Source organism: Streptomyces sp. MJM8645, assembly GCF_001625365.1.
Taxonomy (GTDB): domain Bacteria; phylum Actinomycetota; class Actinomycetes; order Streptomycetales; family Streptomycetaceae; genus Kitasatospora.
Window position 1 is genome coordinate 6743407 of the sequence record NZ_LJJF01000001.1, and the last position, 25543, is coordinate 6768949.

At 70.6% G+C, this 25543-nt stretch carries 11 protein-coding genes and 4 pseudogenes; 12 read left to right on the forward strand and 3 right to left on the reverse strand.

Translation table 11 applies throughout. The features are described from left to right. Positions 1 to 118: 118 nt before the first annotated feature. Positions 119 to 217, forward strand: coding sequence for a hypothetical protein (locus A6F73_RS39620; RefSeq protein ID WP_244293731.1), 99 nt, complete (start codon positions 119 to 121; stop codon positions 215 to 217). A 949-nt stretch (positions 218 to 1166) separates the two neighbouring features. On the opposite strand, the gene A6F73_RS28660 is transcribed toward A6F73_RS39620, so the two are convergent. Both A6F73_RS28660 and A6F73_RS28665 read right to left on the reverse strand, forming a co-directional pair. Further along, complete coding sequence (locus A6F73_RS28660; protein WP_063350418.1) at positions 1167 to 4340, reverse strand: trypsin-like peptidase domain-containing protein; 3174 nt, start codon at positions 4338 to 4340, stop codon at positions 1167 to 1169. Further along, entirely contained in the window at positions 4337 to 4687 is a 351-nt protein-coding gene (locus A6F73_RS28665; RefSeq protein ID WP_063350419.1) for a trypco2 family protein, read from the reverse strand. Before A6F73_RS28665 ends, A6F73_RS28660 begins: the two co-directional genes overlap by 4 nt. Positions 4688 to 5230: 543 nt before the next feature. Here A6F73_RS28665 and A6F73_RS28670 point away from each other — a divergent pair. From A6F73_RS28670 to A6F73_RS40720, 11 genes and pseudogenes are all read left to right on the forward strand, one after another. Further along, positions 5231 to 5614: pseudogene (locus A6F73_RS28670) on the forward strand (family 1 glycosylhydrolase); the annotation flags it as partial. A gap of 320 nt (positions 5615 to 5934) precedes the next feature. Then, positions 5935 to 6063, forward strand: a pseudogene (locus A6F73_RS39630) (family 1 glycosylhydrolase); the annotation flags it as partial. A 575-nt stretch (positions 6064 to 6638) separates the two neighbouring features. Further along, positions 6639 to 7487 carry a hypothetical protein gene (locus tag A6F73_RS28680; RefSeq protein ID WP_063350422.1) on the forward strand — a complete coding sequence of 283 codons (849 nt, stop codon included), beginning with the start codon at positions 6639 to 6641 and terminating at the stop codon, positions 7485 to 7487. A 66-nt stretch (positions 7488 to 7553) separates the two neighbouring features. Next, positions 7554 to 8672, forward strand: a complete 1119-nt coding sequence (locus A6F73_RS28685; RefSeq protein ID WP_063350423.1) for a hypothetical protein — start codon at positions 7554 to 7556, stop codon at positions 8670 to 8672. Continuing rightward, positions 8669 to 10168 carry a hypothetical protein gene (locus A6F73_RS28690; RefSeq protein ID WP_063350424.1) on the forward strand — a complete coding sequence of 500 codons (1500 nt, stop codon included), beginning with the start codon at positions 8669 to 8671 and terminating at the stop codon, positions 10166 to 10168. The genes A6F73_RS28685 and A6F73_RS28690 overlap by 4 nt, the downstream gene beginning before the upstream one ends. An 89-nt stretch (positions 10169 to 10257) precedes the next feature. Then, a pseudogene (locus tag A6F73_RS28695) lies at positions 10258 to 11552 on the forward strand (AAA family ATPase). 75 nt (positions 11553 to 11627) lie between these two features. After that, the gene (locus A6F73_RS28700) at positions 11628 to 13142 is read left to right on the forward strand and encodes a TIGR02677 family protein (protein WP_208869213.1); all 1515 of its coding nucleotides are present in this window, start codon (positions 11628 to 11630) and stop codon (positions 13140 to 13142) included. A 19-nt stretch (positions 13143 to 13161) separates the two neighbouring features. Then, positions 13162 to 14376, forward strand: a complete 1215-nt coding sequence (locus A6F73_RS28705; RefSeq protein ID WP_063350426.1) for a TIGR02678 family protein — start codon at positions 13162 to 13164, stop codon at positions 14374 to 14376. A gap of 16 nt (positions 14377 to 14392) precedes the next feature. Next, the gene (locus A6F73_RS28710) at positions 14393 to 18478 is read left to right on the forward strand and encodes a TIGR02680 family protein (protein ID WP_063350427.1); all 4086 of its coding nucleotides are present in this window, start codon (positions 14393 to 14395) and stop codon (positions 18476 to 18478) included. After that, entirely contained in the window at positions 18475 to 19701 is a 1227-nt protein-coding gene (locus A6F73_RS28715) for a TIGR02679 family protein (protein ID WP_063350428.1), read from the forward strand. The genes A6F73_RS28710 and A6F73_RS28715 overlap by 4 nt, the downstream gene beginning before the upstream one ends. Before the next feature lie 29 nt (positions 19702 to 19730). Continuing rightward, positions 19731 to 19925, forward strand: a pseudogene (locus A6F73_RS40720) (family 1 glycosylhydrolase); the annotation flags it as partial. 67 nt (positions 19926 to 19992) lie between these two features. On the opposite strand, the gene A6F73_RS28720 reads toward A6F73_RS40720, so the two are convergent. After that, positions 19993 to 25491 (reverse strand): DUF4011 domain-containing protein, encoded by a 5499-nt coding sequence (locus tag A6F73_RS28720; protein WP_063350429.1) that lies wholly within the window; start codon positions 25489 to 25491, stop codon positions 19993 to 19995. Between the last annotated feature and the right edge of the window lie 52 nt (positions 25492 to 25543).

The window sequence follows — 25543 nt, forward strand, 5'->3', positions numbered from 1 at the left end:
ACATTCCTGCTGGGGACGCTGCGAGGCGCAGGCCGGGCGGCAGCGGGGCTGCAGAGGGTCGCGACTACAATGACAGCCTGTTCGATGGGCCGAGGGCTACCACCAGCGCTTCGGCCTCATCCACGTCGACTTCGCGACGCAGCAGCGCACCCCCAAGGCCTCGTACGCCTGGTACCGAGACCTGATTGCCACTCACTGGCTTTATCGGGCTGGGTAGTTGAGATCGATGGCGGCCGTGGCACATGGTGGGACCGGTCCAGGTTGATGAGTGCGCTGGTCGAGCGCGGGCAGGTGGCCGCGCTCGGCCATAGGGTGTGAAGACAGGGTGTTCGATGGTTGAGAAGGCCGTCACCAGCGGTTTGAGCTGAATCGGATTTTGTAGAGGCCTTGAAGCCAGGCGTGATCGCCGTGTTGGCCCAGTTGTGGGCCTGTTTCTGCTCGACGCTGCTGGCATCGCGTGGTACAGGTCGATCAGGTCCGGATCGAGGCCCAGCGGGTCGGGGCTGAGAGAGTGGGCGGTGGCCGGGTCGTAGTACCGGAAGACGTTGCAGTGCGGGCCGGTCTCGGCGTCGTGGAACTGCCTGGGGAAGCACAGCGGGCAGTCGATGCTCTCGACCGCGTCAGGCAGCGGGTGGCCGCACAGCGCGGTGCGCTGCTGCCAGGCCAGGGCGCCGTGCTCGTCGACCAGTTCGGTCGGGGCGCCGACTACGTCGGTGACGATGGCGTGGAAGCGGCGGTCGATCTCGTGCTGCGGGGCGTCGGCAATGGGCAGCAGCCAGTCGGTCTGGGTGAGCGGGCGCTGCCGCGTGAGGGTCCACTCGGCCCCGGCGGCGTGTTGGTGCGCGCACGATCGTCGAGTCGACCGCGACCACGCGGTCCAAGTCGCCCTCGGCTTCGGCCAGCGCGAGCAGCGCGGTGAGCGCGCGCTCCCACGTACCGTCCAGTGCCGACCTCCATGGCCGGTTGTGACGCCCTTCCACGACCCCGAACCGCTCCTGCAGCTCCGTTTACGGCGTCCCGGTCCGGTACTTGAACACGATCGCGTCGATCACCTCCCGATGATCACGCCACCGTCCGCCCGCGCCGAGGCGTAGGGTACGGCCCCAACGGCTCTGCCCGCGCCTATTGCGCATCAACCAACAATCGAATGATCCGCAGGGAACGGCCTACCCCAGAGCCCCAGGCTCCAAGGGGACCCACCTCGTCATCGAGTCCCAGGCCTGCAGGACATCCGCCAGGACATCCACCGAGGCCTCGGACTCGGGCCCGACGGTGCTCGCCGTGATGAGCAGCATTCCGCCGTACTGCTCCACCAGCGCGATGAACGCCTCGGTCGCCGGAGCGCTCCAGGCCTGCCCGGGCGTTACCACCGCAACCTCGCCGGGGCCGGTGAGTGCCCAGGCGCGCCCGTCGGAGGACCTGGGCGGCAGCCCGGACCACACCGGTCGCAGGTCGATCAGCTGGGCGCCATCCGACCGGGGCCCGCACGCCGCCGTCGCTGTCCAGCGGTCCCCGCTGCGGACCAATTGAGCGATCTCGAAAGACGGGTTGACCACGAGGGCGGGAACGCAAAGCGGGCCGAATCCCTCCCCCATGGGCACTCCGGCGGTGAATGCCGTCCACCTCATGCCCGCGTCTTTGGCTATCTGGGTCAGGGCTGACTCGTTCCAGTGCGGATACCGGCACAGTCCGAAGTGGAACAGCCGCGCGTTGGCCGCTATGAAGGTGTCGTCCACATAGAGCGCAGGAACACCGTCGCCCAGGGGGTACCCGCAGTCCTGGCAGTCGCCGGCCCAGAGCAACTGCATGAGCGAACGGGCTTCCTCCTCTCCGAGTCTGTCCAGGCAGACCTGGCTGAAGGCCAGGTGCCGCAGTCCGGACGAGCCCTCCTCTGCCTCCAGGACCACCCAGTCCGAGGGGCAGCCACGCTCCTGCGCCCGGCTCCACCATTTCTTCCCCAGCCGGACGTCGCCGAAGGAGTACGCCGTCACACCGGCCATCAGACAGCCGATCGGATCACCCAGCTCCCCCTGCTCAACCGCTGCGGCGTAGGCACGCGACACGTAGGCATTCGCCGTCTCGTGGTCCTTCCTATGTAGGAGGACGCCGGCGTACGAGAGGGCGGCGAGCGGGATCTTGCCGTCGGCAGCAACTCTCAGGGCTTCGACGGCTTCGTCCGACTGCCATTTCGACCTCAGCCAGTCCGAGTAGTGCAGCGCACTCCCGGGATCTCCGGCCTCGGTACCGCGCTTCCAGAGCGCCACCGCCTCGTCCTGGTCGCCTAGTTTCTCGTGAACCAGGCCGAGGGCTCCGATCGACATCCGCTCCCCACTCTGGATCGCGCGCTCGTACCACTCCCGGGCCGCTTCCAGATCCCCCCGCATGAAGGAGACGGCACCCATATTGTGTGCCCCCATGGAGTCGCCCAGAGCGGCAGCGCGCTCGAAGCAGCGGGCGGCGCCGTCATAGTCTTCCTCCTCTGCCAGCAGCGCCCCCAGATTGATCAGGCCGTCTGGATCGTTTGCCTCCGCGAGGGGACGGAGCACCTCCTTGGCCACCTCCGGCCGGCCCGCCGCCTTGGCGACGGTCGACACCAGCACCCGGCGCGTATCGTCCACGACGCGCAGCGTCTCTTCCCACACCTGTTCCGGGAGTTCGTTCGGACGGGCCCGGCGCGCAGCATCGGACACCAGGTAGTCGAACGGCTTCCACGTTCCGCCCCGGCCCGGCACCAGGGGACTGGTCACGCCCAGCACGATCCGGGACGCCCACTTCCATGCGTCCGCCATGTCCTCCGGACGCAGCGCTGGACCGCCCGCCAGGTCGAGGAAGTACTCGTGGAGGCGTTCCAGTGAATCCGGTGGCAGCGCACTGTCCACACCCGTGCGGGCAAGGGCGACTGCAGCCTCGACGAGCGCGGCCCCCCGGGGGTTGCCCCGTACCCGGGAGGCGGCCTTCCACCGCTTGAGGACCTGCGGCCCCGCCGCCAGGTACTCCGCCACCCCGTGCGCCCGGTTGGCGCTCAAGGCCGCGACGACGCGCGGGTCCTGGCGTGCCGACGCGGCCTGCCGCTCGTCGTCGGTCCAGATCCGGTCCAGCGTGAGGTGGTGTGCAGCGCGGATCACCCTGCCCGGCGAGGACGGCAGACGCGGTCCGGTGCCCTGCCAGAGTGACGGCCCGTCCTCCTCATCCGTGTAGTGCTCGTAGAACTCGGTGCGCAGCGTCGCGAGCACGACCGTGCCCCGGCGGACAAGCTGGTCGAGAAGGGACGGCGTCAGCCCGCCGGACCGCAGGTAGGTGTGTAGGTCGTCGAGCCACACGACGTTCTCGTAGTCGTTTCCGGAGGACACGCGCAGGAAGGCCAGGTCGGCGTCGGGATCCGGCTTGCAGACCGACCGGTCCGGGAGATTGCGGACCATGCCTTCGAACAGGGCCCGCGACTTGCCCGCCGCCGAATCCCCGGTCAGGAGCAGCATGCCGCCGGTCTCCGCCAGCGCTTCGAGTCGGGCGTCAAGTTGGGCGTCGACGTTGCGCGGCACGTACTGCACCACTTCCGGATGGCCGGCGGCGTCCGACGCGCGATGGACGCCGAAGGAGATCGGATCGGCGTCGGCGATCCGGAGCCAGTCGCCTTGGCGAGAGGTGGCGGCCTCGCGCACCGTGTGCGCTACCGACCTGTCAATCTCCACCACTTCCGGCCGCAGCCCTACGGCTGCCTCCATCGCCTGCTGGAACTCGGGGTCGGCCACCACGACCGATATTGGAACGGCTTCCACCCGTGCGTGTGCCCACCGTCCCGGGTCCCCGGAGACCACGCCGATCAGGAATTCTCCGGCGAAGAGCGCGGCACCCGACATCCCCTGCCAGGGCGATGTGCCGGGAGTGCTGGCCGTCGGCGGCGGTGTGTGGGAGCTGTCCAGGATGTAGCGGCCGCGTAGGATCGACGAGCCCGGCTTCAGCGTGCCGACGATCTGCTCGGTGTCCGGCCTCGCCCCGTCCCGCAGTGAGATGAGCGGGTACCCCACGGCTTCGCAGTTCTCCCACGCGGCCAGGCCCGCCGTCCGGCCCCAGCGGACGTCGGAGATCCGGCACGTCGTGGCGTCCCTGACCAGGTCGTCGTCCGCTTCGAGTAGGGCCGCGTCGCACGCCTCGTCGTAACGGCGCCACCTGAGGCGGCAGTTGCGCGTCCCCGCCCCTCCGGGGACGGCGACGCGAGCGGCCCCGTTGTCCCCGTCGAACAGGTGCGCCGAGGTGAGCACCAGGCGGGAGTCCAACAGGAAGCCGCTGCCCTGCCGCGCTCCCTGGACGATGGCGATGCGTTCGACGGACCGGACGCTCATCCGCCGCGCAGCCCGGACGGATGCTCGAAGTCACCCAGGTCGACAGCGGCCTGACTGCCGATCTCGATCGGCCCGCCGAGGGCCGAGTCCGTCGGCTTCAACTTCACGGACACCTTGTGGACGGCGTTCTGCGCGACCCCCACCTGGGCGTCGCCGGAGACCACCCATGCCTTGAACCCCGCCTTGGCCGTCGCGTCGCGTCGCAGCTCGACCGAGAAGTCCAGCGTGATCTCGTTGACCTCGAACTTGATGCGCTGACCGTCCGCAGCGTCCGCGGCGGCCATCAATTGGTCCCGCAGACCTTGCACGGCCTCGGTGAGTTCCACGTTCTCCAACGGATCGCGCATGTCTCCGACTCCCCCGTCCGGCCCGCCGTCAACCGCTATCCTTATCACATCGCCCCTGGCGCGAACGGGTGATCCGAACAACGCCGCCGAACGCACCGGAGTGCGGTGGGGCGTGTCGAGCACCATCGATGCGCCCATGACACGGCCCACCGCACAGCTACCGGCGCCAGCTCAGCGCTCGTGGCCCTGCGGCTTCAGTGGCGTCAGCGGCCACTCCGGGGCGGGCAGGCGGGCGCGGGCGTAGCCATGGACTTCGCCGAAGCGGGTGCCGGACTGCCAGTCGGCGCGGGTCTGGGCGATCCCCTCGTTGGTGCGGCCGATGAAGTTCCACCACGTGGCGATCTGATGATCGTGACTCTGGTTCTGGGGTTGCGATGGCGAACCTGTGGTCGGTGTGGCCGGGTGGGGTGATCGGTGCGGCGGCCCCTGAGGGCCAGGCCCTTGCGGGCTATATGGCACTCGGCTCTGGATTTGGGCCGCCGGCTCGCCTTGAAATGAGCCCTGCTCGCATTTGTGGCTCGTGTTGTTTAAAGGGATTCATCCATGACGGACCGTCGCGACCCGCCGCCCGGATTCCGCTGGGGCGTGTCCACCGCCGCCTACCAGATCGAGGGCGGGATGGACGAGGATAGCCGCGGCTGGTCGGTGTGGGACACCTTCTGCGACCGGGCCGGCGCAGTAAGGGGCGGCGACACCGGCCGGGTGGCGTGCGACCCCTATCGCCGGTGGCCCGAGGACGTGGGGTTGATGCGCGGCCTGGGGCTCGACGGGTACCGGTTTTCGATCGCCTGGTCGCGCGTGCAGCCGGCCGGCCGGGGCGAGGTCAACGGTGCCGGGCTCGACTTCTACGAGCGGCTGGTGGACGGGCTGTTGGAGGCCGGCATTGCTCCGCTGCACGCGCTCTACCACTGGGACCTGCTGCAGGCGCGACCGCCTGTCTTCGCCGTGGTCGTGCACGGGTTCACGCGCTTCCCGCCTCCCTGCAGCCAACCGTTCAACTTTGGCGGCGGTGATCCTATACGCCTGGGTTGCCACCATTAGAGGACGGGCCTGACGACGAGCCGCGAGGAGTCACCGATGGTTACCAGGCCACTGCTGAAGCGCAGGCCGGCAGGCACGGGGAAGACGATTTTCGCCGAGTCTTCGACCAATGGCTGCTGCGGCGCGAGGTCGGGTCGTACCGGCTTGTCGCAGGCTGCTGACCTGGCAGACCACCGCCATGGATAGAATGACAGCCTGTTCGACGGGCTGAGGGCTACCACCAGCGCTTCGGCCTCATCCACGTCGACTTCGACACCCAGCAGCGCACCCCGAAGGCCTCCTACACCTGGTACCGCGACCTGATTGCCGCACACCGGGCGCGGCGCCAAAAGTAGTCGGTCGCCAGGGCCGGAAGAAGCGGTTCGGGCTGGCGGGTCCGTGGGGTCAGGGCGCTCGTCCGCCCTGACTCCACGGCCTACGGCGGCTCGGGTGTGGTCAACGGGCTGCGGCCGATGAGTGCGTTCATCGCATTGAGGGCCGCTCGCCTGCGCTGGGGCTTCCTCGACCATACGGCCGGGCAGACCACCCCGAAGAAGAACAGCAGGCCAACTGCCAAGCCCGGCGCGGCAGAGATGACGGCGATGGTCGTGTTGCCCAGGAGACCCGCCACCGTCGGGCCCGCGGTCGTAGCGGTCATGGCCGTCGGAGCCAGCCAGCGGGACGGGCGCCCGGGTGCGCTGCCGCCCGGCGGGTTCGCCGATGCAGTGGACGCGGGGCCACCGGTACCCCGTCCATGTGTGCCTTTGACCATGCTTCTCCTTCTGGCGGCGGTGGCACCACGCCTCGCCGCCATGGAGCGACCGGTGCCTGGCGACGATGATAGCGCACGACTTTGGAAAAGCTTGGGTGAGTTCCTTGGGTGATCTTGGTTGTTCTTGGAAAATGATGGACCATGCACTAGCCTGGGAGCATGGCCGCATCAGTGGAGGAACTCGAACAGCGCCTCACGGCTCTGCGTGCCCGACTGAGGGAGTCGCGACGTGCCGGCGATTCGACCGCTGGCGCGCGGATCCGCAAGGAACTACGTGAGATTGAAGCGAAGTGGGAAGCCGCACTGGACGCGGAGGAGTCCCTCCAGGGGTCGCCTGCCGTGACGCCGCCGGTGCGGGACGAGCAACGGCCGCCCAGTCTGCCCGGCCGTGGAGCCGTCCCGGTGCGCGAGCAGGTCTACCAGTCACTGACGATCCTTGGCGCGCCCGCCGCGCCGAAGCTCATCTCCTCGGTGTACGAGGCCTTCTTCTCTGAGTCGCTGGTCGCCACCAAGCTTGCCTCCCTGCGGCGTGATGAGGAGCGTTCCTTCACCGCGCAGGGCTACTCCCGCCCCTACTACATCTGCGCTGCGATCAACCACGACCGCCTCACCGCGGCCCGTGGCCTGCTCGCGGTCTCGGTCTGGTCGCTGGAGCAGCGCCTGATCACTCCGCTCAGCCCGCGTGCCGACTTCCTTCGGCACGCGATCGGGACGGCCGAGCAGATCCAGCGCCTCGACAACGCGGGCAATCCGCCGTCCGAGGCGGCATGGCGGCTGCTGCGCCGCTTCGCGCTCACGATTCCGGGTGCCTACAGCGAGGCCCTGCGGCCCGACCCGGAGCGGGTGCTCTCCGCCGCGCGAGCCGAGGCGGAGGTCCACCAGGGCGAGGGGAGCCGGGAGCGGATCGACGCCGCTCGCCGCGCACGCGAACAACTCAGCGACGTGCAGCAGCTTTTCGGTGCGAGGGAACTCCATGACGCCCTCCGCAGCGGGGGAGGGGTCCTGTAGTCGCGGGGTCCCGCATTCGCATCGGAACCTCAGGAGATCGGCGCCACCCCGGAACGAAGAGAGGCCATGCCTTCCCACTCATCCGAGCCGCCCGACCGGTTGGCTCAACTTCGCGGCGCGCGGCCGCCGTTGGCGTACACCGCCCGTAAGATCACTGCGCTGACGGCGAATCCGGCCTGTGCCCGGCGGTCCGTCCTGGACGCCTCAGGGGTCGACAAGACCGCTCTGGCCCGGCGGCTGGGCCATGAACCGCGCTTCGGCCAGTCGCCGTTCGCCATCGCACGGGAGGAGGCCTTCAAGGCCACCGTGCGCTGGGGCTCGTACGCCGAACTGATCCGGCTGTTGCGGGAGGACCTCGGCGTACCGGTCGACGAGGCCAAGCTCCAGGACCTCGGCGAGGTCGGGGGGATCACCTCGCTCGAAGTCCGGGAACGGGAGACCCGCGGTGTCATCGAGCGGATCGCCGCCGGTGACGAGGAGCGGTTGATCCTGCAGAACCCGGTGCTCACCGTGGAGGTGGCCGGCCGACTGGCCTACCTGGAACCCGATGCCCTGACCCACCGGATCGACGGCAGGTTTCACGTCGTGGCGATCAGGTCGTTCCCCGTGATCGACGGTCAGGCCGATCCGACCGCCGTCGCCCAGACCGCGAAGCAGGCCTCCGTTCATGTGCTGGCGTTGCGGCGCGCGTTCGCGGCCGCAGGGCTGGATGCGGAGCAGATCGCCGGCACCTTCCTGCTGGTCTGCCCCAAGGACTTTTCCAACCGGCCATGCCTCAGCCGAATCGACCTGCGTCAGGAACTCGCCGCCCTCGACTTCCAGCTGAACCGGCTGCGGCGCGCCGAGGACCTGGCGCGCGGTCTTCCGGCGACGGCGACCCTCGACATCGACCGGGACCCGGCTGTGCTCCACGAGTCGGTGGAGCAGCTGCCCGCCTCCTACGTCCCCGACTGCCTCTCCTTCTGCGAGATGGCCCACCACTGCCGCGACGAGGCCGACGCCCACGGATACCCCGCCCGGCTGGGCAGCACCGTACGGAACGCCCTGGCGGGCATCGACTCCACCAGCACGGCCCTCGCCTACCTCGACAGCGGTCTGCCGCCCGGCGCGGAGAACGCCGAGACCGTCGAACTGCTCATCGCCGCCGACTGGCTCTTCCGGCTGCGCACCGAGGAGACCGCATGAGCATGTTTGCCACGGTCGCGACGCTCCGCGCGACCCAGACCGGCAGGGCCCAGCCCCTGGCCACGGTCCGGCACCACCACCTGGACGACCACCCGTTCGTCCTGGTGCCGCTGACCCTCGCCGGGGAGGCCTGTGCGCCGCTGGCCGCACTGGCGGGCACCGACCCGGACCACCCGACCCTGCTGACCGTCCGCCGGCCCAGGGACCGGGTCCAGCGGTTCCGGTTCGCGGAGGAGCTGGCGGCCCTTCTGCTTCCCTACTTCGAGGAGTGCTTGGCGGAGGCCGAGACCTACACCGTCGGCAAGGGCGAGAAGGCGGAGGAGCGCCAACAGGCGCGCCGCGCACCGCAACTGCTCGTCCCCAACGGTGAAGGCATCGCCTACCTCCGACGGCTCGGCCGGCTCACCCGGCTGCGCAGCACCGACGGACCGCACGCCGTTCATCCCGACGTGCCGAAGCTCGGCAAGTGGCTGACGTGGTTCGAGGGTCGGGCGGAGTTCCCGGGGTCGAGTGCCATGCTCGCCGTCAGCCGGGTGCTCACCGCGCACTGGGCGACCGGCCAGAGTTCCGCCGAGGACTCCCACCTGGCGGCCGTCGTCGCCTGGATCGATCCGCCCGACGGCCGTACGGGGGCGGAAGCCGCCCGGGAGACCGAGAACCCGCTGCTCTGGCCGCCTGCTGGACCTGCCACGGACGCCGGGTTCGACGCGCTCCTCGACGACCTCCTCACCCGCCACGCGGAAGCCGAGGGACGGGTGCGGGTGCGGTTCGGCGAGCGCATCGACCGCGCCCTGTGCGAGCAGTTGCGGCCGACGTGGGACCTGGTCTGGCGGGGTGTCGGCCTGGCGCGCGCCCTGCCCGAAGGGGGACACGTCGAGGAACGGTGGACCAGCGACCGTCGGCGGTTCTCCGACTACGCGGCCTACCTGGAGGAGCACGGCCACCCGCAGGGCAAGCGCGACCGCGCGGTGGGCGCGGCCCGGCGGCTGGGCCTGCTGGAGGACGACACGTCCCGCTACCAGACCCAGCGGGCCTACGACGACCCGCTGGTGATGGCGGAGTACGAGTTGAGCGGAGAAGCGTTCAGCGGCACCGTCGTCGCCCGGGACGAGGACCGGTTCGAGCCCGGTAAGAGGACCCCGCGCTGGCGTCCGACGATCACCGTGCGCAGCGAGCGCCCGGTACGGCTCACCGTCGGAACCAAGGTGAAGTCGCCCGGCCGCCTGAAGCAGCCGGCCGAGATCATCGACCTCACCCCGCACGAGGAGGTCCACCTGGTGACCCTCGAACTCTCCGGCGGCTTCGCGAACAAGCGCAGGCCGCCCGCACCGGAAGGCACCCTCGCCGAGACCGGCGAGACGGTGACCTACACGACGCTCGGCGTCGACTCGAGGCCGGCGAAACTGCCCGCCGAGGAGAACACCCCGTGGACCCACGGAGGCCCGCCGGTGCCCTACGAACCGACCGACGAGGACGCCGAGGAGGAGTGGGCGTGAACGACACCACGACGGTGGCGGCGGCGATCCCGGCCGCGCGCACCCCCGCCGACGAGGCGACGGGCCCGGGGGTCCGGGCCGACCGTGCGGTGGCCGGGATCCTGGCCGACCTCGACCGGCCCACCGGGCGGGGCGTGGTGGTGGACTCCCCGCCCGGCGCCGGCAAGTCCACCCTGGTGAAGCGCGCCGCCGGGCACCTCACCGGCGCCGGCAACCAGGTGATGATCGTCGCGCAGACCAACGAGCAGGTCGACGACCTGGTGGACAACATCGCGAGGGAGTACCCGGAACTTCCGGTGGGCCGCCTGCACGCGACGGGCTTCGCCCTGCCGGAGCGCGTGACCCGGCGCCCCAACGTCTCCGGCGACACCGGGATCGACGCCCTGCGTCACCTGCCGGTCGTGGTCTCGACGGCCGCCAAGTGGCGGCACGTGGACGCGGAGAAGTCCGGCACCTGGCGGTGGGCGATCATCGACGAGGCCTACCAGATGCGTTCGGACGCCCTGCTCGCGGCGGCGCCGCTGTTCGACGCGCCCGACTCCCAGGTGCTGTTCGTGGGGGACCCCGGCCAGCTCGACCCGTTCGCGACCGTGGACACCGACCGGTGGCAGGGCCTCAGCTGGGATCCGCTGCGCAACGCCGTCGACGTCACGCTCGCCCACGAACCCGACCTGCTCCGGCACCAACTGCCGATCTCCTGGCGGCTGCCCGAGATGGCCGCGCCCCTGGTGGCGGAGGCCTTCTACCCGTACTACCCCTTCGAGTCCGGCACCACGGCGAGCGACCGCGTGCTGACCTACGGGAGCCTGCCCCATCGGCCGGTGGCGGAGGACCCGGTGCTGGCCCGGGCCGCCGACTCCGGCTGGGGCTACCTCGAACTCCCGGGACGTCACACCCTCGACCACGACCCCCAGATGGCCCAGGCACTCGCCTCGACCGCGTCCCGGCTGCTCGAACGGGGCGCGCTGGTCAACGGTGAACCGTTGGTGCAGGCCCGGATCGCGATCGGCGCGGCGCGGACTGTCCAGGTGGACGCGGTGCGGGCAAGGCTGCGGAACGGGGCCTCACCGAGATCACCGTGGACACCGCCAACCGGCTCCAGGGCCGGGAGTTCGACGTGACCCTGGTCTGGCACCCGCTCTCCGGCCGCCCGGACGCCTCCGCCTTCCACATGGAGACCGGCCGGCTGTGCGTCCTGCTCTCCCGGCACCGGTTCGCCTGCATCGTGGTGGCCCGCGCCGGCATCACCGACCTCCTCGACCGGCACCCCCGAAGCAGTCCGATCCACCTGGACGTCCCACCCAAGTTCCCGGATGGCTGGCGCGCCCACCAGGTGGTCATGACGCACCTGGAACGCGCTGAGCACCGGTCCGGGCCGCGTTGAGAAGCAGTGTGCGTCCACGTACTGTGACGCCCGACGGGGAGGAGGGGAGAGCCGTTGCGCAGGGTGCCGCCGGAGATGTTCCGGTTCACGACGGGGGAGAGGGCCGAACTCTACGGTGCGATCCTCCAGGCCTTCGGAGCGGCCAACGAGCGGTTGGAGACCGCGCTCGGGCTGGACGAGGTCCGCACCCGGCTGCGGACGGTGGGCTGGCTCGACGCGGTCCATGACGACGACCTCCAGGAGGCGCTGCGCAAGCTCAGGGAGTGGCAGCTGCTGGACGTCGTCCAGAACCACGCGGAGAACTACCGCACCGCCGAGGAGTACGAGCGCCGCAACCTCCAGTACTCGCTGACCCGGCGTGGTGAGGCCGCGTTCGCCGGGGTCGAGCACGCCCTGTCGGTGCTCGCCTCGACGGGGGCGCTCCAGACGGCGGTGCTGGAGGCGATCACGGACCGGCTCGACGAGCTGTACGTCCTGCTGGGCGACTCCACATCCTCGGACCGTCGGGTCTTCACCACGCTGCAGGAGCTGGAGGGCCACCTGGAGGCGCTGCTGGCCAACACCAAGGCGTTCAACGGCGAGTTGCAGCGCCTGCTGCGCGCCGATGGAGTGGACCTGGCGACCTTCCGCGAGGTGAAGGCCGCGACGGTGGCCTATCTCCAGGAGTTCCTCGTCAACCTCGACCAGCGGGGCCAGGCGGTCGCCACCGCCGTCGAGCGCGTCGAGCGGTGCGGAGTGAGCCTGCTGCACGCGCGGGCGCTGCGGGGTGCCGAGCTGCCGCCGGTCGCCGACGGCGATCCCGCGCCGGCTTGGCTGGAGCGGCGCCGGGCGCGCTGGGAGGGGCTCCGGTCCTGGTTCCGGCCGGCCGACGGGGCGCGGCCCCGCGTGGAGCAACTGCACGACGTGGCGCGGCGGGCGATCGTGACGCTCCTCCAGGTTCTCGACCGGATCACCGAGTCACGGCGCCGCTCCACCAGTGCCGTCCAGGACTTCCGGGAGCTGGCCCGCTGGTTCGCCGCCGCGCCCGGCGAGGACAACCTGCACCGCCTGTGGTCGGCCGCCTTCGGCCTCGGCCCGGCCCGGCACGCCCATCTCGCGCACCCCGATCCGGAGTCGGTGCCGTCGTCGGGCAGCTGGGCCGATACCCCGCCGGTGGAGGTCTCGGCGCTGCTGCGCACCAGCGGCCGCACCGAGCGGTTCACCCGCACCGGGAAGGTGCGCGACATCGGAGGCATCAAGGCGGCCCGGGCCGAGCGGGCCCGGAAGGAGCGGGCCGAACTCGAAGCGGCCTGGGACGTCCTGGGAACCGACGGCCCGGTGCGGCTCTCCGACCTCCGCGTGCTGGACCACACCGTCTTCGAGCGGCTGCTCGACCTCCTCGGCCGGGCGCTGGCCGTACGACCGGACGCCGGCGGGGCACGTCGGGCGGTCACCTCGGACGGCCGCGTGGAGATCGTGCTCCGGCCTTCTCCCGAGGGCGGACGGGCCGTCCTGCGGACCTCCCACGGCCGGTTCGAAGGGCCCGACTACCTGGTGGAGATCCGGAGCCCGAGCGCACTGCGGGCGGTCATCCGGGAGGACAGCGCATGAACACCACCAGGAGCGGCACATGAGCACTCTCGCCAACCAGCTGGTCCTGGCCGAGCGGCAGGATATAGCCCGAGGAATCAGACTGCTCCTCGGCCTGCCGCTGATCACCGAGCGCGGTGACCCGCCCGCCTTCGAGCTGATCCGCCGCCGTCAGGACCCGCTGACGAAGTGGTTCGACTACAACTGCGGCTGGCAGCTGGTGGTGGAGCCGCGTCTGGGGTACGCGCGCCTGCTCAAGATCCGGGAGGTGCCCGACGCCTCGCGCCCCGCCCGTCGGCTGCGGTCCGGCAAGGCCCCGTTCGACCGCCGCCGTTACACGCTGCTGTGCGTCGTCGCGGCCGAGCTGCTTCCGGTGCCGGTCACGACGGTCGGCCTGCTCGCCGACCGGGTCGTCCACGCCTGTGCCACCGACGAGGCACTGCCGCCCTTCGACACGGCGAGCAAGTCCGAGCGCATGGCGTTCGTGGACGTGCTCAAGCTGTTGGAGGCCTACGGCGCGCTCCTCACCGTGGACGGCGTCACGGAGAGCTTCGTCGACTCGGCGAAGGCCAAGGTCCTCTACCGAGTGGACGCCACCGTCCTGATGCGCCTGCTCGCCGCGCCCGTCGGCCCGTCCCGGCTGGCCGTTCCGGCGCAGGACGTGCCGCTGCGCTTCGAGGAACTCCTGCGGGGCACGGTGCGCGAGAGCCGGTACGGCGGGGCCGACGCCTCCGACGCGCAGCGCAACCTCCGGCTCCGGCACTCGGTGCTCCGGCGGCTCCTCGACGATCCCGTCCTGCACCACGACGAACTCGGCGCCGACGAACTGGCCTACCTGGCCTCGCCGACGGGGCGCCAGATTGTCAAGCGCGCCGCCGAGCAGGGTGGCTTCGTGCTGGAGGAACGGGCCGACGGCCTGCTGTTCGTGGACCCGGAGGCCATCGCCACCGACAGCCGTTTCCCGGACGACTCCGCGACGGCCCGCGTCGCCGCCCTGCTCCTGCTGGAACCGCTGACGGCCGCCCCGGACGGGCTGACACCGGAACAGCTCGAGGCCGAGGCGAACACGCTGCTGCGGCGCTTCCCGCGGTGGGCGAAGGGCTACCAGTCCGAGGACGGTGCCCAGCGGCTCACGGCCGATGCCCTTCGTGTCCTCGACGACTTCGGCCTGGCCCGCCGGATCGGCGACCGCACCGTTCCCCGGCCCGCGGCGTTCCGGTACCGCACCACCGTGACCGACGGTCCCGCAACCTGACCAGGGAAGACCTCCGATGACCGTGACACAGCCACCGCAGAGCCCCGTGCCCCCGGCGACGGCCGCAGCCGTGCGATGGCGGCCCGCCAGGGCCGGCATCCTCAACGTCTGGCGCTACTACGACGAGACCTTCACCTTCCACAAGGGCCGGCTGCTCCTGCGGGGGCAGAACGGCACCGGCAAGTCGAAGGCACTGGAGGTGCTCCTGCCGTTCCTGTTCGACGCGAGCCTGCGACCCAACCGGCTGTCCACCTTCGGCGGTTCCGAGCGCACCATGCACTGGAACCTGATGGGGGAGGGCGCCACGGGCAAGACCCGCGTCGGGTACGTGTGGCTGGAGTTCGTCCGCGGTGACGGCGATCCCGGGTGGTTCACCTGCGGCGCCAGGCTCCAGGCCAGTACGCACACCACCGGTGTCACCGTCGACTACTTCACCACCGGCGCGCGGGTCGACCGCCCCGGAGGTCTCTCCCTGGTCAACGACGCGGGCCAGCCGCTCACTCGCGCCGCCCTGGCCGATGCCCTGCACGGCCAAGGCGAGTTGCACGGGTCACCCACCGACTACCGCAACACGGTCCGCAGCACGCTCTTCCCGGGGCTGAGCGAGCAGCGCTTCGACGCCCTGATCACCGCGCTGCTCCAGCTCCGCACCCCCAAGCTCTCGGAGCGCCTGGATCCGTCGCTGCTGTCCTCCCTGCTCTCGCGGGCGCTGCCCCCGCTCGGCCAGGGCGAGATCACCGAACTGGCCGAGGGTTTCGAGCGCCTCGACCGCCAGCGCGAGCACCTGAAGACACTGGACGACGAGGTGGCCGCGGCCACCGCCGTCGCGAACCAGCAACGCGGCTACGCCCAGCGCGTCCTGCGTGCCGGAGCGGCCGGTCTCATCTCCGCGACGACCGAGATGGACAACCTCGCCCGCATCGCGAGGGAAAGCGGGGAGGCACACGCGGGAGCCGTGCGTGAGCGCGACGAGAGCAACCGGACGCAACAGGAACTCGAACACGGGCGGCAGGAGATCGAGGGCGCCATCGAGGGGCTGCTCGACTCCGAGGTCTACCGGCAGGGGCAGGAGCTCGACCAGCTCCGTCGTAGGAGCGAGCAGGCCGACCAGACCGCCGCCCGGGCCCGTACCGCCGCCGACCGGAAGGTTCGGGCGGCCAGCGAGGACGCGGGGCGTGCCGACGATGCGCGGCTGCGTTCCGAACAGCGGGCCGAACACACCCGGGCCGCTCGCGAGGAGGCACGCGGCGCGGCGCGGCGAGCAGCCATGGAGTCCGTCTGCGCCGAGGTGCAGACGGTGCTCGGCACCGCACCGGGTCCGTCGGGAGAGAACGAGGAGCAGGGGCGTACGGCGCGCCGTCTGCTGCGCGGTGCGGTCGTCTCGCGGCACCACCAGATCGCCGACGTCCGAGCCGCCGTTGAGCGCCACGAGCGGTCCCTCGCGGGCCGGACGACGGCGGAGCAGCACCTCGATTCGGCGCGCGAACGACTGACCGGGGCGACCGCGAAGCGCGAGGGGAACGCCCGCGCCTACCAGGCCGCCGTCGACGCCCACGCCGTCCTGTTGCGTCGTTGGGCGAGGGAGGACTGCGTGGAACTCTCGATCGACGACGCCGAGGAACTCGCGTCCCGTGCCGCCGTCGAGACTGATGTCCTCGTGTTGGTCGAGGCCGCGGCCCGGGCGGCGGAGAGCTCCATCACCGCCGACGAGACGACCGCCCGCGCCGGCCGGGACGACGCCTGCGCCGGGCGTGACCGGGTCCTCCGGGAACTGGAACGCATCGCGGCCGCGGCCGATCTCCCGCCGGTGCCACCACGGACTCGCACGGCCGACCGGTCGGTCCTGCCTGGGGCCCCACTGTGGCGTCTGCTGGCCTTCCGGCCGGACGTTCCGCCCGCCGATCAGGTCGGCGTCGAAGCGGCCCTCGAGGCGGCCAGCCTGCTCGACGCCTGGATGACCCCCGACGGCGGTCTCGTCGTCGCAGGGCACGACGTCCTGGCCGATCCGGCAGCGGCCACGCCCGCACCGGGCCCCTCGCTGCTCGACGTCCTGGCTCCGGAACCCGACGGCCCGGTGTCGCCCGCCCGGGTGCGGCGGCTGCTTGCCGGTATCGCCTACGGCCCCGCACTGACGACGGACCACCCGGCCGTCGTGGGCGCCGACGGAAGCTGGCGGCTGGCGATGGCGGTCGGCTCCTGGGCCAAGGAGGAGTCCAGCCACATCGGCGCCGCGGCCCGGGAACGCGCCAGGCAGCGGCGGATCGCGGAACTCACCACCGAACTGGCTGAGGCCGACACCGCCGTCGTCGGCTACGAGACGCGGCTGCACGCCCTCGCCGACCGCCGGACGCGCCTCGAAGCCGACCTCCGCTCCCGGCCGCACCACCGGGACGTGGAGGAGGCCAAGGGCGTCTGGGACCGGGCCGAGTCCGAGGTGGGCGCTCGGGAGGACGCCGTGCGGGAGGCCGTCGAACAGCTCGCGCGGCAGGAGAAGGCGGTCGCGGAAGCGCTGCGCGTTCTCGCCGTCGCCTCCGCCGAGCATGCCCTGCCGACCGAACGCGCCGCCCTGGACAAGACCGCTGCGGCCGTCGAAGCGCTGCGCGAACAGGCCGACGTCTGGCTCGACGCCCATCTCGCCTGGACAGCCGCCGACCACGCCTGGCACTCCGCGCGCGGCCATGCCGAGGCATCGAGGGGGGCTGCGACCGAGGGCCTGGCGGAGGCCGAGACTGCCGAGGCCGCCGCCCGTGGGCTCCGCTCCACGCTCCGGGCGGTCGAGAGCACCGTCGGTGAGGACTACCGCGAAGTGGCCGCCCGCATCAGTGACTTCCGGAAGTCCCTCGACCGCGTTCGCCGCGACCTCGAATCCGGCACCCAGGCACTTCTCACGCTCGAAGGCCGCATCGGCGCGCTCGGCGCCACCGCGGCCCAGGACGAGGCCCTGCACGACAGGGCCGTCGAGGCCCGAAACGAGGCCGCCCATGGCTTCCGGCGCCTGTGCGTCCTCGGATTCCCCGAGGACGCGGGCCTCGGGCTCGTCCTCACCTCCGCGGACGGCACCCGTGCCACCCTCGAAGCGGCGCGCGAGACCGCTGCCGCGTGGCCCAACCTGCCGCACAACGCCAGGAACCTCGGTGACTCCCTGAACCGTCTCTCCGAGGCCGTCCACCGAGCCCGCCAGAGCCTCAGCAGCCGCGCCGACCTCGAGCTCGAAGCGGAGGAGGACGTCCAGGTCCTCACCGCCACCGTCGACGGCATCCGGGTCGGCGCGACCGGCCTCCTCGCCATCCTCACCGGTGAGCGTGACCGCGGTCAGGACGACATCACCGCAGCCGAACGCGGCCTCTTCGACCGGACCCTCACCGGCGACACGCGCCGCCACCTCGCCTCCCGGATCCGTCAGGCCGGTGAACTCGTCGAGCGGATGAACGGTCACCTCGAAGGGATCCGCACTGCCTCACGGGTGGCCGTCCGTCTGGTGTGGCAGATCCACCCCGACCTGCCCGCCGGTACCCGGACGGCCCGTGAGCTGCTGCTCAAGGACCCGGCGCGGATCACCGAAGCCGACCGTGAGGCCCTCCACGCCTTCTTCCGGGGCCGTATCGAGGAAGCGAAGACCCGCAACACGGCGGCGACCTGGGAGGAGCAGCTCGCCGAGGTCCTCGACTACACGGCCTGGCACCAGTTCGTCGTCAAACTGGACCGCGCCAACGGCTCCGGGTGGCAGCTGCTCACCAAGAAGCTCCACGGCGCGCTCTCGGGCGGTGAGAAGGCCATCGCCCTCCACCTGCCGCTGTTCGCCGCCGTGGCCGCCCATTACGAGGCGGTGCCGGAGTCTCCGCGGCTGATCCTGCTCGACGAGGTCTTCGTCGGCGTCGACACCGTCAACCGCGGGCAGGTCTTCGGCCTCCTCGCGGCACTCGACCTCGACCTGGTGCTCACCTCGGACCACGAATGGTGCACCTACCGGGAGCTCTCCGGCATCGCCGTCCACCAGTTGATCACCGGAGGTGACGGCGACGACGCCGTCACCAGTGCCCGTTTCACCTGGACGGGCACCGACCTGTTGCCCGACGAAGCCGACACGGAAGAACAGGCATGACGGACCGCCACCCCCTCGACCTCCCCGAGCTCCGACCCCTGTGGTCGGCCGTTCACGGCCGTCTCTCGACCGGTCGCCCCGTCAGCCGGGTACGGTCCGGACCACTCGACGAGGCGGGCCGGGAGGCACTGGCCGACCTCCTCGGACTCGACCGGCTCCCCGGCGCCGAACCGACGATCCCTCTCGCCGGGCTCGACAGTGCCGTGCTGGACGCCTGCGGCCGACCCGTCCGGGACGTGGTGACCGCGATCCTCGGCCCGATCCACGACCGGGCCGCCGAGCGCCACCACAGGACCGGCCAACGCGAGGCCCTGTGGGCGTGGTTGGCCGGCCACGAGGTGGTCACCGTCCAGCCGGCCCTGCTGGACTGGGTCGGCCACCTGCGGGCCGGCGGCCTCGTCGACGGCTCACCCGAGCGGACCCGGGGCCTCATCGCCGCGGCGCTGACCGTCCTCGCCGCGTTCCCGGCCGGTGGTGAGCCACTACCGGTCCTCGCCGCGCGCCTCCTCGACGGCGACTCCCACGCCCTGGACGACGGGACCCGGCTCTCCTCCCTGGTCCTGCGGGCACTGGCGGTGCTGTACGGCACTGACATGCCCGAAACGGCCGAAGGGCGGCGCGCACTGTGGAGTCGAGCCGGCGTGGCCGACGACGAGCTGTCGGCCACCGTGCTCGCCGTCGGTCTCCGCCCCGGGGGAGAGGGCCCGGTGGCCGAGATCTCCCGGATCTGCGCCGGAGCGGGCCACCCCGTCAGCCTCACCCTCGCCCAACTGCGCTCACCCGGCGAATTCACCGGTCCCACCGGACCCGTGCACATCACCGAGAACCCCAGCGTGCTCGCCCTGAGCCTGCGCCGCTTCGGCCCCCACTGCCCGCCGCTGGTCTGCACCTCGGGCTGGCCCAACACCGCCGTGATCCACCTGCTGCGCCGACTCGCCGACGACGGCGCGTCCCTGCGCTACCACGGCGACTTCGACGGCGAGGGCATCCGCATCGCGGCGCACGTCCTCGCCAAGACCGGAGCCGTCCCCTGGCGGATGGCAGCCGACGACTACCGGGCCGCGGTGTCGCGGGTTCCCCTGGGCCCCGATCCGGGTCGCCTCACGCCCGCTCCATGGGACCGGACGCTCGTCGACTCCATGGCCGAACTGCGCACCGCAGTGGTCGAAGAGGTGGTCGCCGACCTTCTCCTCGACGATTTGGCAGACCACCGACACGGATAGAATGACAGCCCGTTCGACAGGCCGAGGGCTACCACCAGCGCTTCGGCCTCATCCACGTCGACTTCGCCACCCAGAAGCGCACCCCGAGGGCCTCGTATGCGTGGTATCAAGATCTGATCGCTGCCCACCGGGCCCCATCGTCCAAGGTAGTTGCCCTCCAGCGGGTGCGGGATGTACGGCTGTCTGGCAGCGGTCGAGTGGCGACCTGGATGGTGCGCCTGTAGCAGCTGCTCACGCCACGTACGGATTGAGTATCGAGCGGGCGGTGACAAGCCACCGCCCGCTCAGAACTCAATCGCGAATGCTGCGGATGTGGACGGCGATCCGTCGTCCGTTCTCGTCGCAAGTGACAGTGATTCCGGCTGGGCTGCCGGTGAGTGCCTTACCCAAGGCTGTGAAGGGGCTCAGTTGGGTGGTCCCTTCGTCGAAGGGCCTTCCAGAGGTGATCTCGTACTCCTGCTCCTCGCCCTCGCCGTCGAAAAACAGGGTCACCACGCGGCCGGGACTGACGACGTCAGCCGGTGCGGTGCGGTCGCCGGTGAGGTAGTCCTTGAGGACGGTCGCACGGGCTTCCAGGTCGGCTTGCTGGTCCCGCTCGCGTCGGAGCTGATCTGCTCGTGTACGCGGCCCGGCCCGGTGGTCGGACGAGGCCTGTTGCTCCAGCCTCGTACGGATCTGCCCCAGCTCGTGGTCGATGCGCTGCCCCACACGCCCTGACAGCAACTCCTGTCGGGCCGTAACCCGCGAGCCGGGGGCAGGAACCTCGGGTGCGGGTGCCAGGCCCGCGACTGTGGGCGGTGGTACGGAGCCGGTCCGGTCCGAGGTCTGTTGGCCGGGGATGCGGAACGCCTCATGCAGTTGCTCCGGAGGGCCGACCTCGTGTTCGACGGCATCCTTGAGCCGGGCCTCGGCGCCTGCCCGGTTGCGGTACCAGTCCGTACCCCAGATCCGGTGCAGCTTCCATCCCAGGCCGGAGAGCACGGACTCGCGGAGGCGGTCCCGGTCCCGTGCCACCTTCGACGAGTGGTACATCGCACCGTCGCACTCGATGCCGAGTGCGTACCGCCCCGGCCGTCGGGGGTCGCGGATGCCCAGGTCGATCCGGTAGCCGGCTACGCCGACCTGGGGCCGCACGGTGTAGCCCCAGCTTCGCAGTGCCTCCAGGACCGACTCCTCGAACGGGCTCTCAGGAGGTGCTTCCTCCCCCTCCAGTTCTTGGGCCAGCACGGACGGGCCGTGCTTGGCGTACTTCAGGTAGCGGGAGAAGTAGCGGAAGCTCTCGCCTCCGGTTTCGCCGATCTCGTCGGGGTCGAAGGAGGCGACGACCTCGAATCGGTACCGTGCTCGGGTCACGGCGACATTCAGACGACGCCAGCCGCCGGCCCGGTTCATCGGGCCGAAGTTGCGGGAGACCTTGCCGCCGGGCTGCTGCGGGCCGTAACCGACCGACATGATGATGACGTCGCGTTCGTCGCCCTGGACGGTCTCCAGGTTCTTGATGAAGAAACCGTCCAGACGGTCCTCTGAGAAGTGCTCGTCCAGGTCGGGGCGGCCGTGCCGGGCGTCGTCGACGGCCTCGCGGATGGCGTCCGCCTGGGCCTGGGAGAGGGCGACCACGCCGAGCGAGCGGTCGGAACGGGTGTCGAAGTGGTGGATCACCCGGCGGGCCACCTCCCTGGCCTCCAACGGGTTGTTACGAGCACTGGCTCCGGGCTGGTAGCAGCCGTCCGTCGCTCTCAGGAAGGCCACACCGACATCGGGGCCGTCGGCCAGCGCGCCCGGGAAGGTGGTCATCGACTTGTCGTAGAACTCGTGGTTACTGAAGGCGATCAGGTGCTCGTGGCGGCTGCGGTAGTGCCAGCGCAGTGAGAGGTTCTTGAGCATCCCGCTGCCCTTGGCCAGCGTGAGCAGGGACTCGTAGCTGGTCGGCTTGTCCTCGGCCTCGCCTGGGACTGCGTCGTCCTCCTCTTCGTCCTCGCCTGCGGAGAAGAATGCGGTCGGCGGTAGCTGCTTCTCGTCGCCGGCGACGATCAGCGAACGGCCGCGGTAGATGCAGTTGACGGCATCCTGCGGCAGGACCTGGGACGCCTCGTCGAAGATGACCACGTCGAACATGAAGTCCGGCGGGAGCAGCCTGCTGACCATCAACGGGCTCATCATGAAGCAGGGTTTGACGAGCCGTACGGCTCTGTCAGCCTCGCTGAGCAGCGTACGTACCGGCTTGTGACGGGTCTTCCTGCGGCCCTCGGTGTTCAGCAGTCTGGTGCCCGCGTCCTGCAGGACGCCAGGCCGACGGGCGTCGCAGGCTCGTGCCACCCGGATTTGTGCGTGTTCGAGCAGGAGCCGGTCGACCCTTCGGAACTCCGTCACCCGGTCGTCACGGTCCTGGGACCGGGTCCAGAGCAGTCGGCCGTCGTTCTCGATGACGCGGTCCGCCCATGAGCGGAGGGCCGCCTTCTCGACGACGGCGCGGAAGTCGTCCCGTCCCACGCCCGCCTTGACGGCGCGCATCACGAGGTCGCCGAGGCGTCGAGCATCGAGCACGCGCCGACCGCGCAGATACGCTGCCCACTCGTCCGGTCCACCACGGTCACCGTCCAACTGGGCGAGCAGGGTCTCGGCCGACGCGAGGTCCCGCGTCAGGGCGAGTCGCAACTGCTGCTCCCGCTCGGCGATGAACAACCCGGTCAGCTGGGTGCTCGCGCGGGACCAACCGGCCACGGCGTCCTCCAGCTCGGCATCCCGCCTGGCGGCGTGGAGCGGCTTCGTGCTTTCGACCGGGAAGACCTGGCTGGTGACGAGGCCACAGGCCGTTCGCAGCTCGGCGACCCAGGCGACGGCTGCGCGGAGGGCCGACGGATCGGTTGCGCGTCCATGGTAGAGGTCCTCAAGGAGCTGCAGGTCCTGTGCGGCAGGAGCCTCGAATTGCTCGTTCGCCGCGACGGCGGCAGACACCCGCTTCAGGGCATCCAGTGCGCCGCGCAGGGTCCAGTCGGTGCGGCCCGACACCGAGCCTACGGTCCGCAGGACGTCCATCGCCGTTTGGAGCAGCGGCAGTTGGTCCCGACTCCACTGGGCGGCCGAGGTGATCGGCTCGTCCTCCAGCGTGTAGGGAGCGCCGACGGCCGGCGGGGGGACCAATGTGTCCCGCCACCGGGTGAGGACCTCCGCGGCCTGCGACGCGGCGGTCCGCGCGGCCGCACGAGGACTTCCGCCGTGCGCGAGTTCTCCTCGTAGGGCCTCCGGGTTCGTCACCTGCGGAGCGAGATCCAGGATCTCCTGGGCGCGGCCGAGCAGGTCTGCGGCGGCGTCGAAGTCGGTGTCCTCGCCCTTCCAGAGGTGTGCCAGCGCGGGGCTCTCCAGTCGGGCTTCCTGCGAGAGTGCCCTGTGGGCCCTCTGCCATTCGACCGCGCCGGGCAGCGCGGCGATGACGTTCTTGGTGCACTTGCCCTGACCGGGAAGGAGTGTGCGGACGAGTCGACGGTCGGTCCGGCGAGCAGCTGAGAACCGGCCGGCGAAGGTCTGGTGAACGGTGGCGAAGCGTTGTGCGACCTCCGCCAACGACGCCTCCTCCAGCACATGGTCGGTGAAGACCTGCTGGGCCTTGCCCCGTGCCGCTCGCAGGCTGCCGATCGCCTCGGACAACCGGGACAGGGCCGTCCGGGCAGCGCTGAGCCCCTCCGGGGTCAGCCAGCAGGCCGGCGGCTTCTGCGTGGGCGGGGCAGCCGAGAATTCGGCCAGCCGAGCCAGTCGGAGGGCGTCCTCGCAGGTGACCGGTTCCGGGACGCCGTACATCCTGGCCGCACCGGTGGAGAGCTGGCAGGCTTGGTCCAGCGCGTCGGCGTCGGTCGCCAGTTGATCGATCAGTGCTTTCGCCTGATCGGCTGTGAGAACCAGCAGATCGAGGGTGGAGGATGGGAGGTTCGAGGGCGCGGACCACTCGGTCGCCTCGGCACGAGAACCGGTCGATGCGAGATCCATCCAGTTGGCGCCGAGCGCGACCATCGCTCGTTCCTCCGCCTCAACGGCGTGGGTGTACCGCCCGATGAACGACTCGACCGTGGAGCTGAGGTGAGGGAATTCCAGTCCGAGCCAGGCGATGGGAAGCAAGGGACGCTTCTCGCCGATGCGCAGTGCCGCGACCAGACAGGCCGCGTCGTGCAGGCCCTCCCACCCCATGGCGTCGAGCAGGGCTGCGTGCGGGGCGAGAGTGCGGCGGATGCCGTCGAGCTCCTCCAATGCCCGGTCCAAGGCCTCCAGTTCGCCACGAACGCCGGTCAGATCACGCCAGACGAAGGCCTCGCCCTCGACAGCGGGACGCCAGGACCGGGCGATCCAGCCGGCGGCCTCGGTGATCTGGTGCAGAACCTCCTCCGACAGCCCGCCCGCGTCGAAGGACGGCTCCGGACGCAGCGGATGGATGTTCTCCAGCAGGGCGATGCGGCCGAGAACCGTGTGGAGGGACGCACCGAGGCCGGTGCGGCGCTCGTTCATCGCCGCGGCGTAGCCGGAGAGTTCTTCGCGGAGGTCCTTCGCCGCGGAGCGTTCGCCGCTTCTGGGGCCGGGGAACGAGCGCGGAGGGGCTTCGAGTGCCCTGCCGAGTTCCTGGGCGACCTGCTTCCGACCCATGGTGTTGCTGTGCAGGGCCAGCACGTAGTCGCCGAGACCCACGTCCTTGAGCCGATTGCGTACGACGTCGAGAGCTGCCGCCTTCTCGCTGACGAAGAGGACGGTTCGCCCCTGGTCGAGGAGCCCGGCGATGATGTTGGTGATCGTCTGGCTCTTGCCGGTGCCGGGCGGCCCGTCCATCACGAAGCTCCGGCCTTCGACCGCAGCGGCCACACACTGGCGCTGCGACGAATCGGAGTCCAGGATGAGGGGAGTCTGCTCGGGAGGCTGGAGCTGGTCGATCCGGTCGAGTGGAACCGGGTCGAAGTCGAAGGTGGCGGCGGGAAGGTTCGAGCTTCCACCCAGGCCGATCGCACGAACCAAGTGGCTCTTCAGGATGCGGGCCCGGTTGTCCTTGAGGTCGCGGTACATGGCCTCCTTGCTGGAGTTGAAGGCGTCGAGCACGACCCGGTCATGGACCGACCACCCCTCGCGCTTCGAGGCCTTCCGGCGAGCCTGCTCCAGCAGCTCCGGAACATCGGGGAGGTCGACCTGTTCCGGGCTCGGCCAGTCGAGTCCGACTTCCTCCATCTTGATTGCCAGGGCCGGGTTGAACGTCACTTCCTCGTCGCCGTTGATTTCCAGCAGGTAGGAGTCGCCCTTCCACCGGCGGAGCGTGACGGGAACCAGCACCAGCGGTGAGGCGACGCTGTCCGCTGACGGTGCCGGCCGCCACTCGAGGAAGCCGACGCCCAGGTGGAGCACCCAGAGGCCGTAGTCGTTGAACTTCTCCTTCGCGACGGTCACCAGCCGTCGCAGATGGCGATCTTGCTCGGCCTGCGTCGTCTTCGACGTGACGAGTTCCAGTCGCTGGACGGGGCGCCTGGCACCGACCCGGGAGGCCGGGGTGTCGATCGGCCGGCTCCCGGCCAGAGTTGCCGCTTGTCGTACTGGTTTGTCGAGCGGTACGGGCAGGCCCGACTGTGCCGCCCCGGAGTCAGGCTCGGGATCGTTGACCGGCGCGAAGATGCATCCGTCGGGCAGCCGGTCGAGGATGGCGGACATTCCCGGAGCGGTGATGTCCATACCAGCCTGGCTCTTGGTGCGACGGTAACTCACCAGCCGGTTGCGGAAGCCGAGATCGATGAGGGCCTTCTGCCAGTGGTCGAGCAGTCCTTCCAACGGGTCGGTGCCACTCCGACTTCCGGGGCGTCGGTGTTCCAAGCCGGACAAC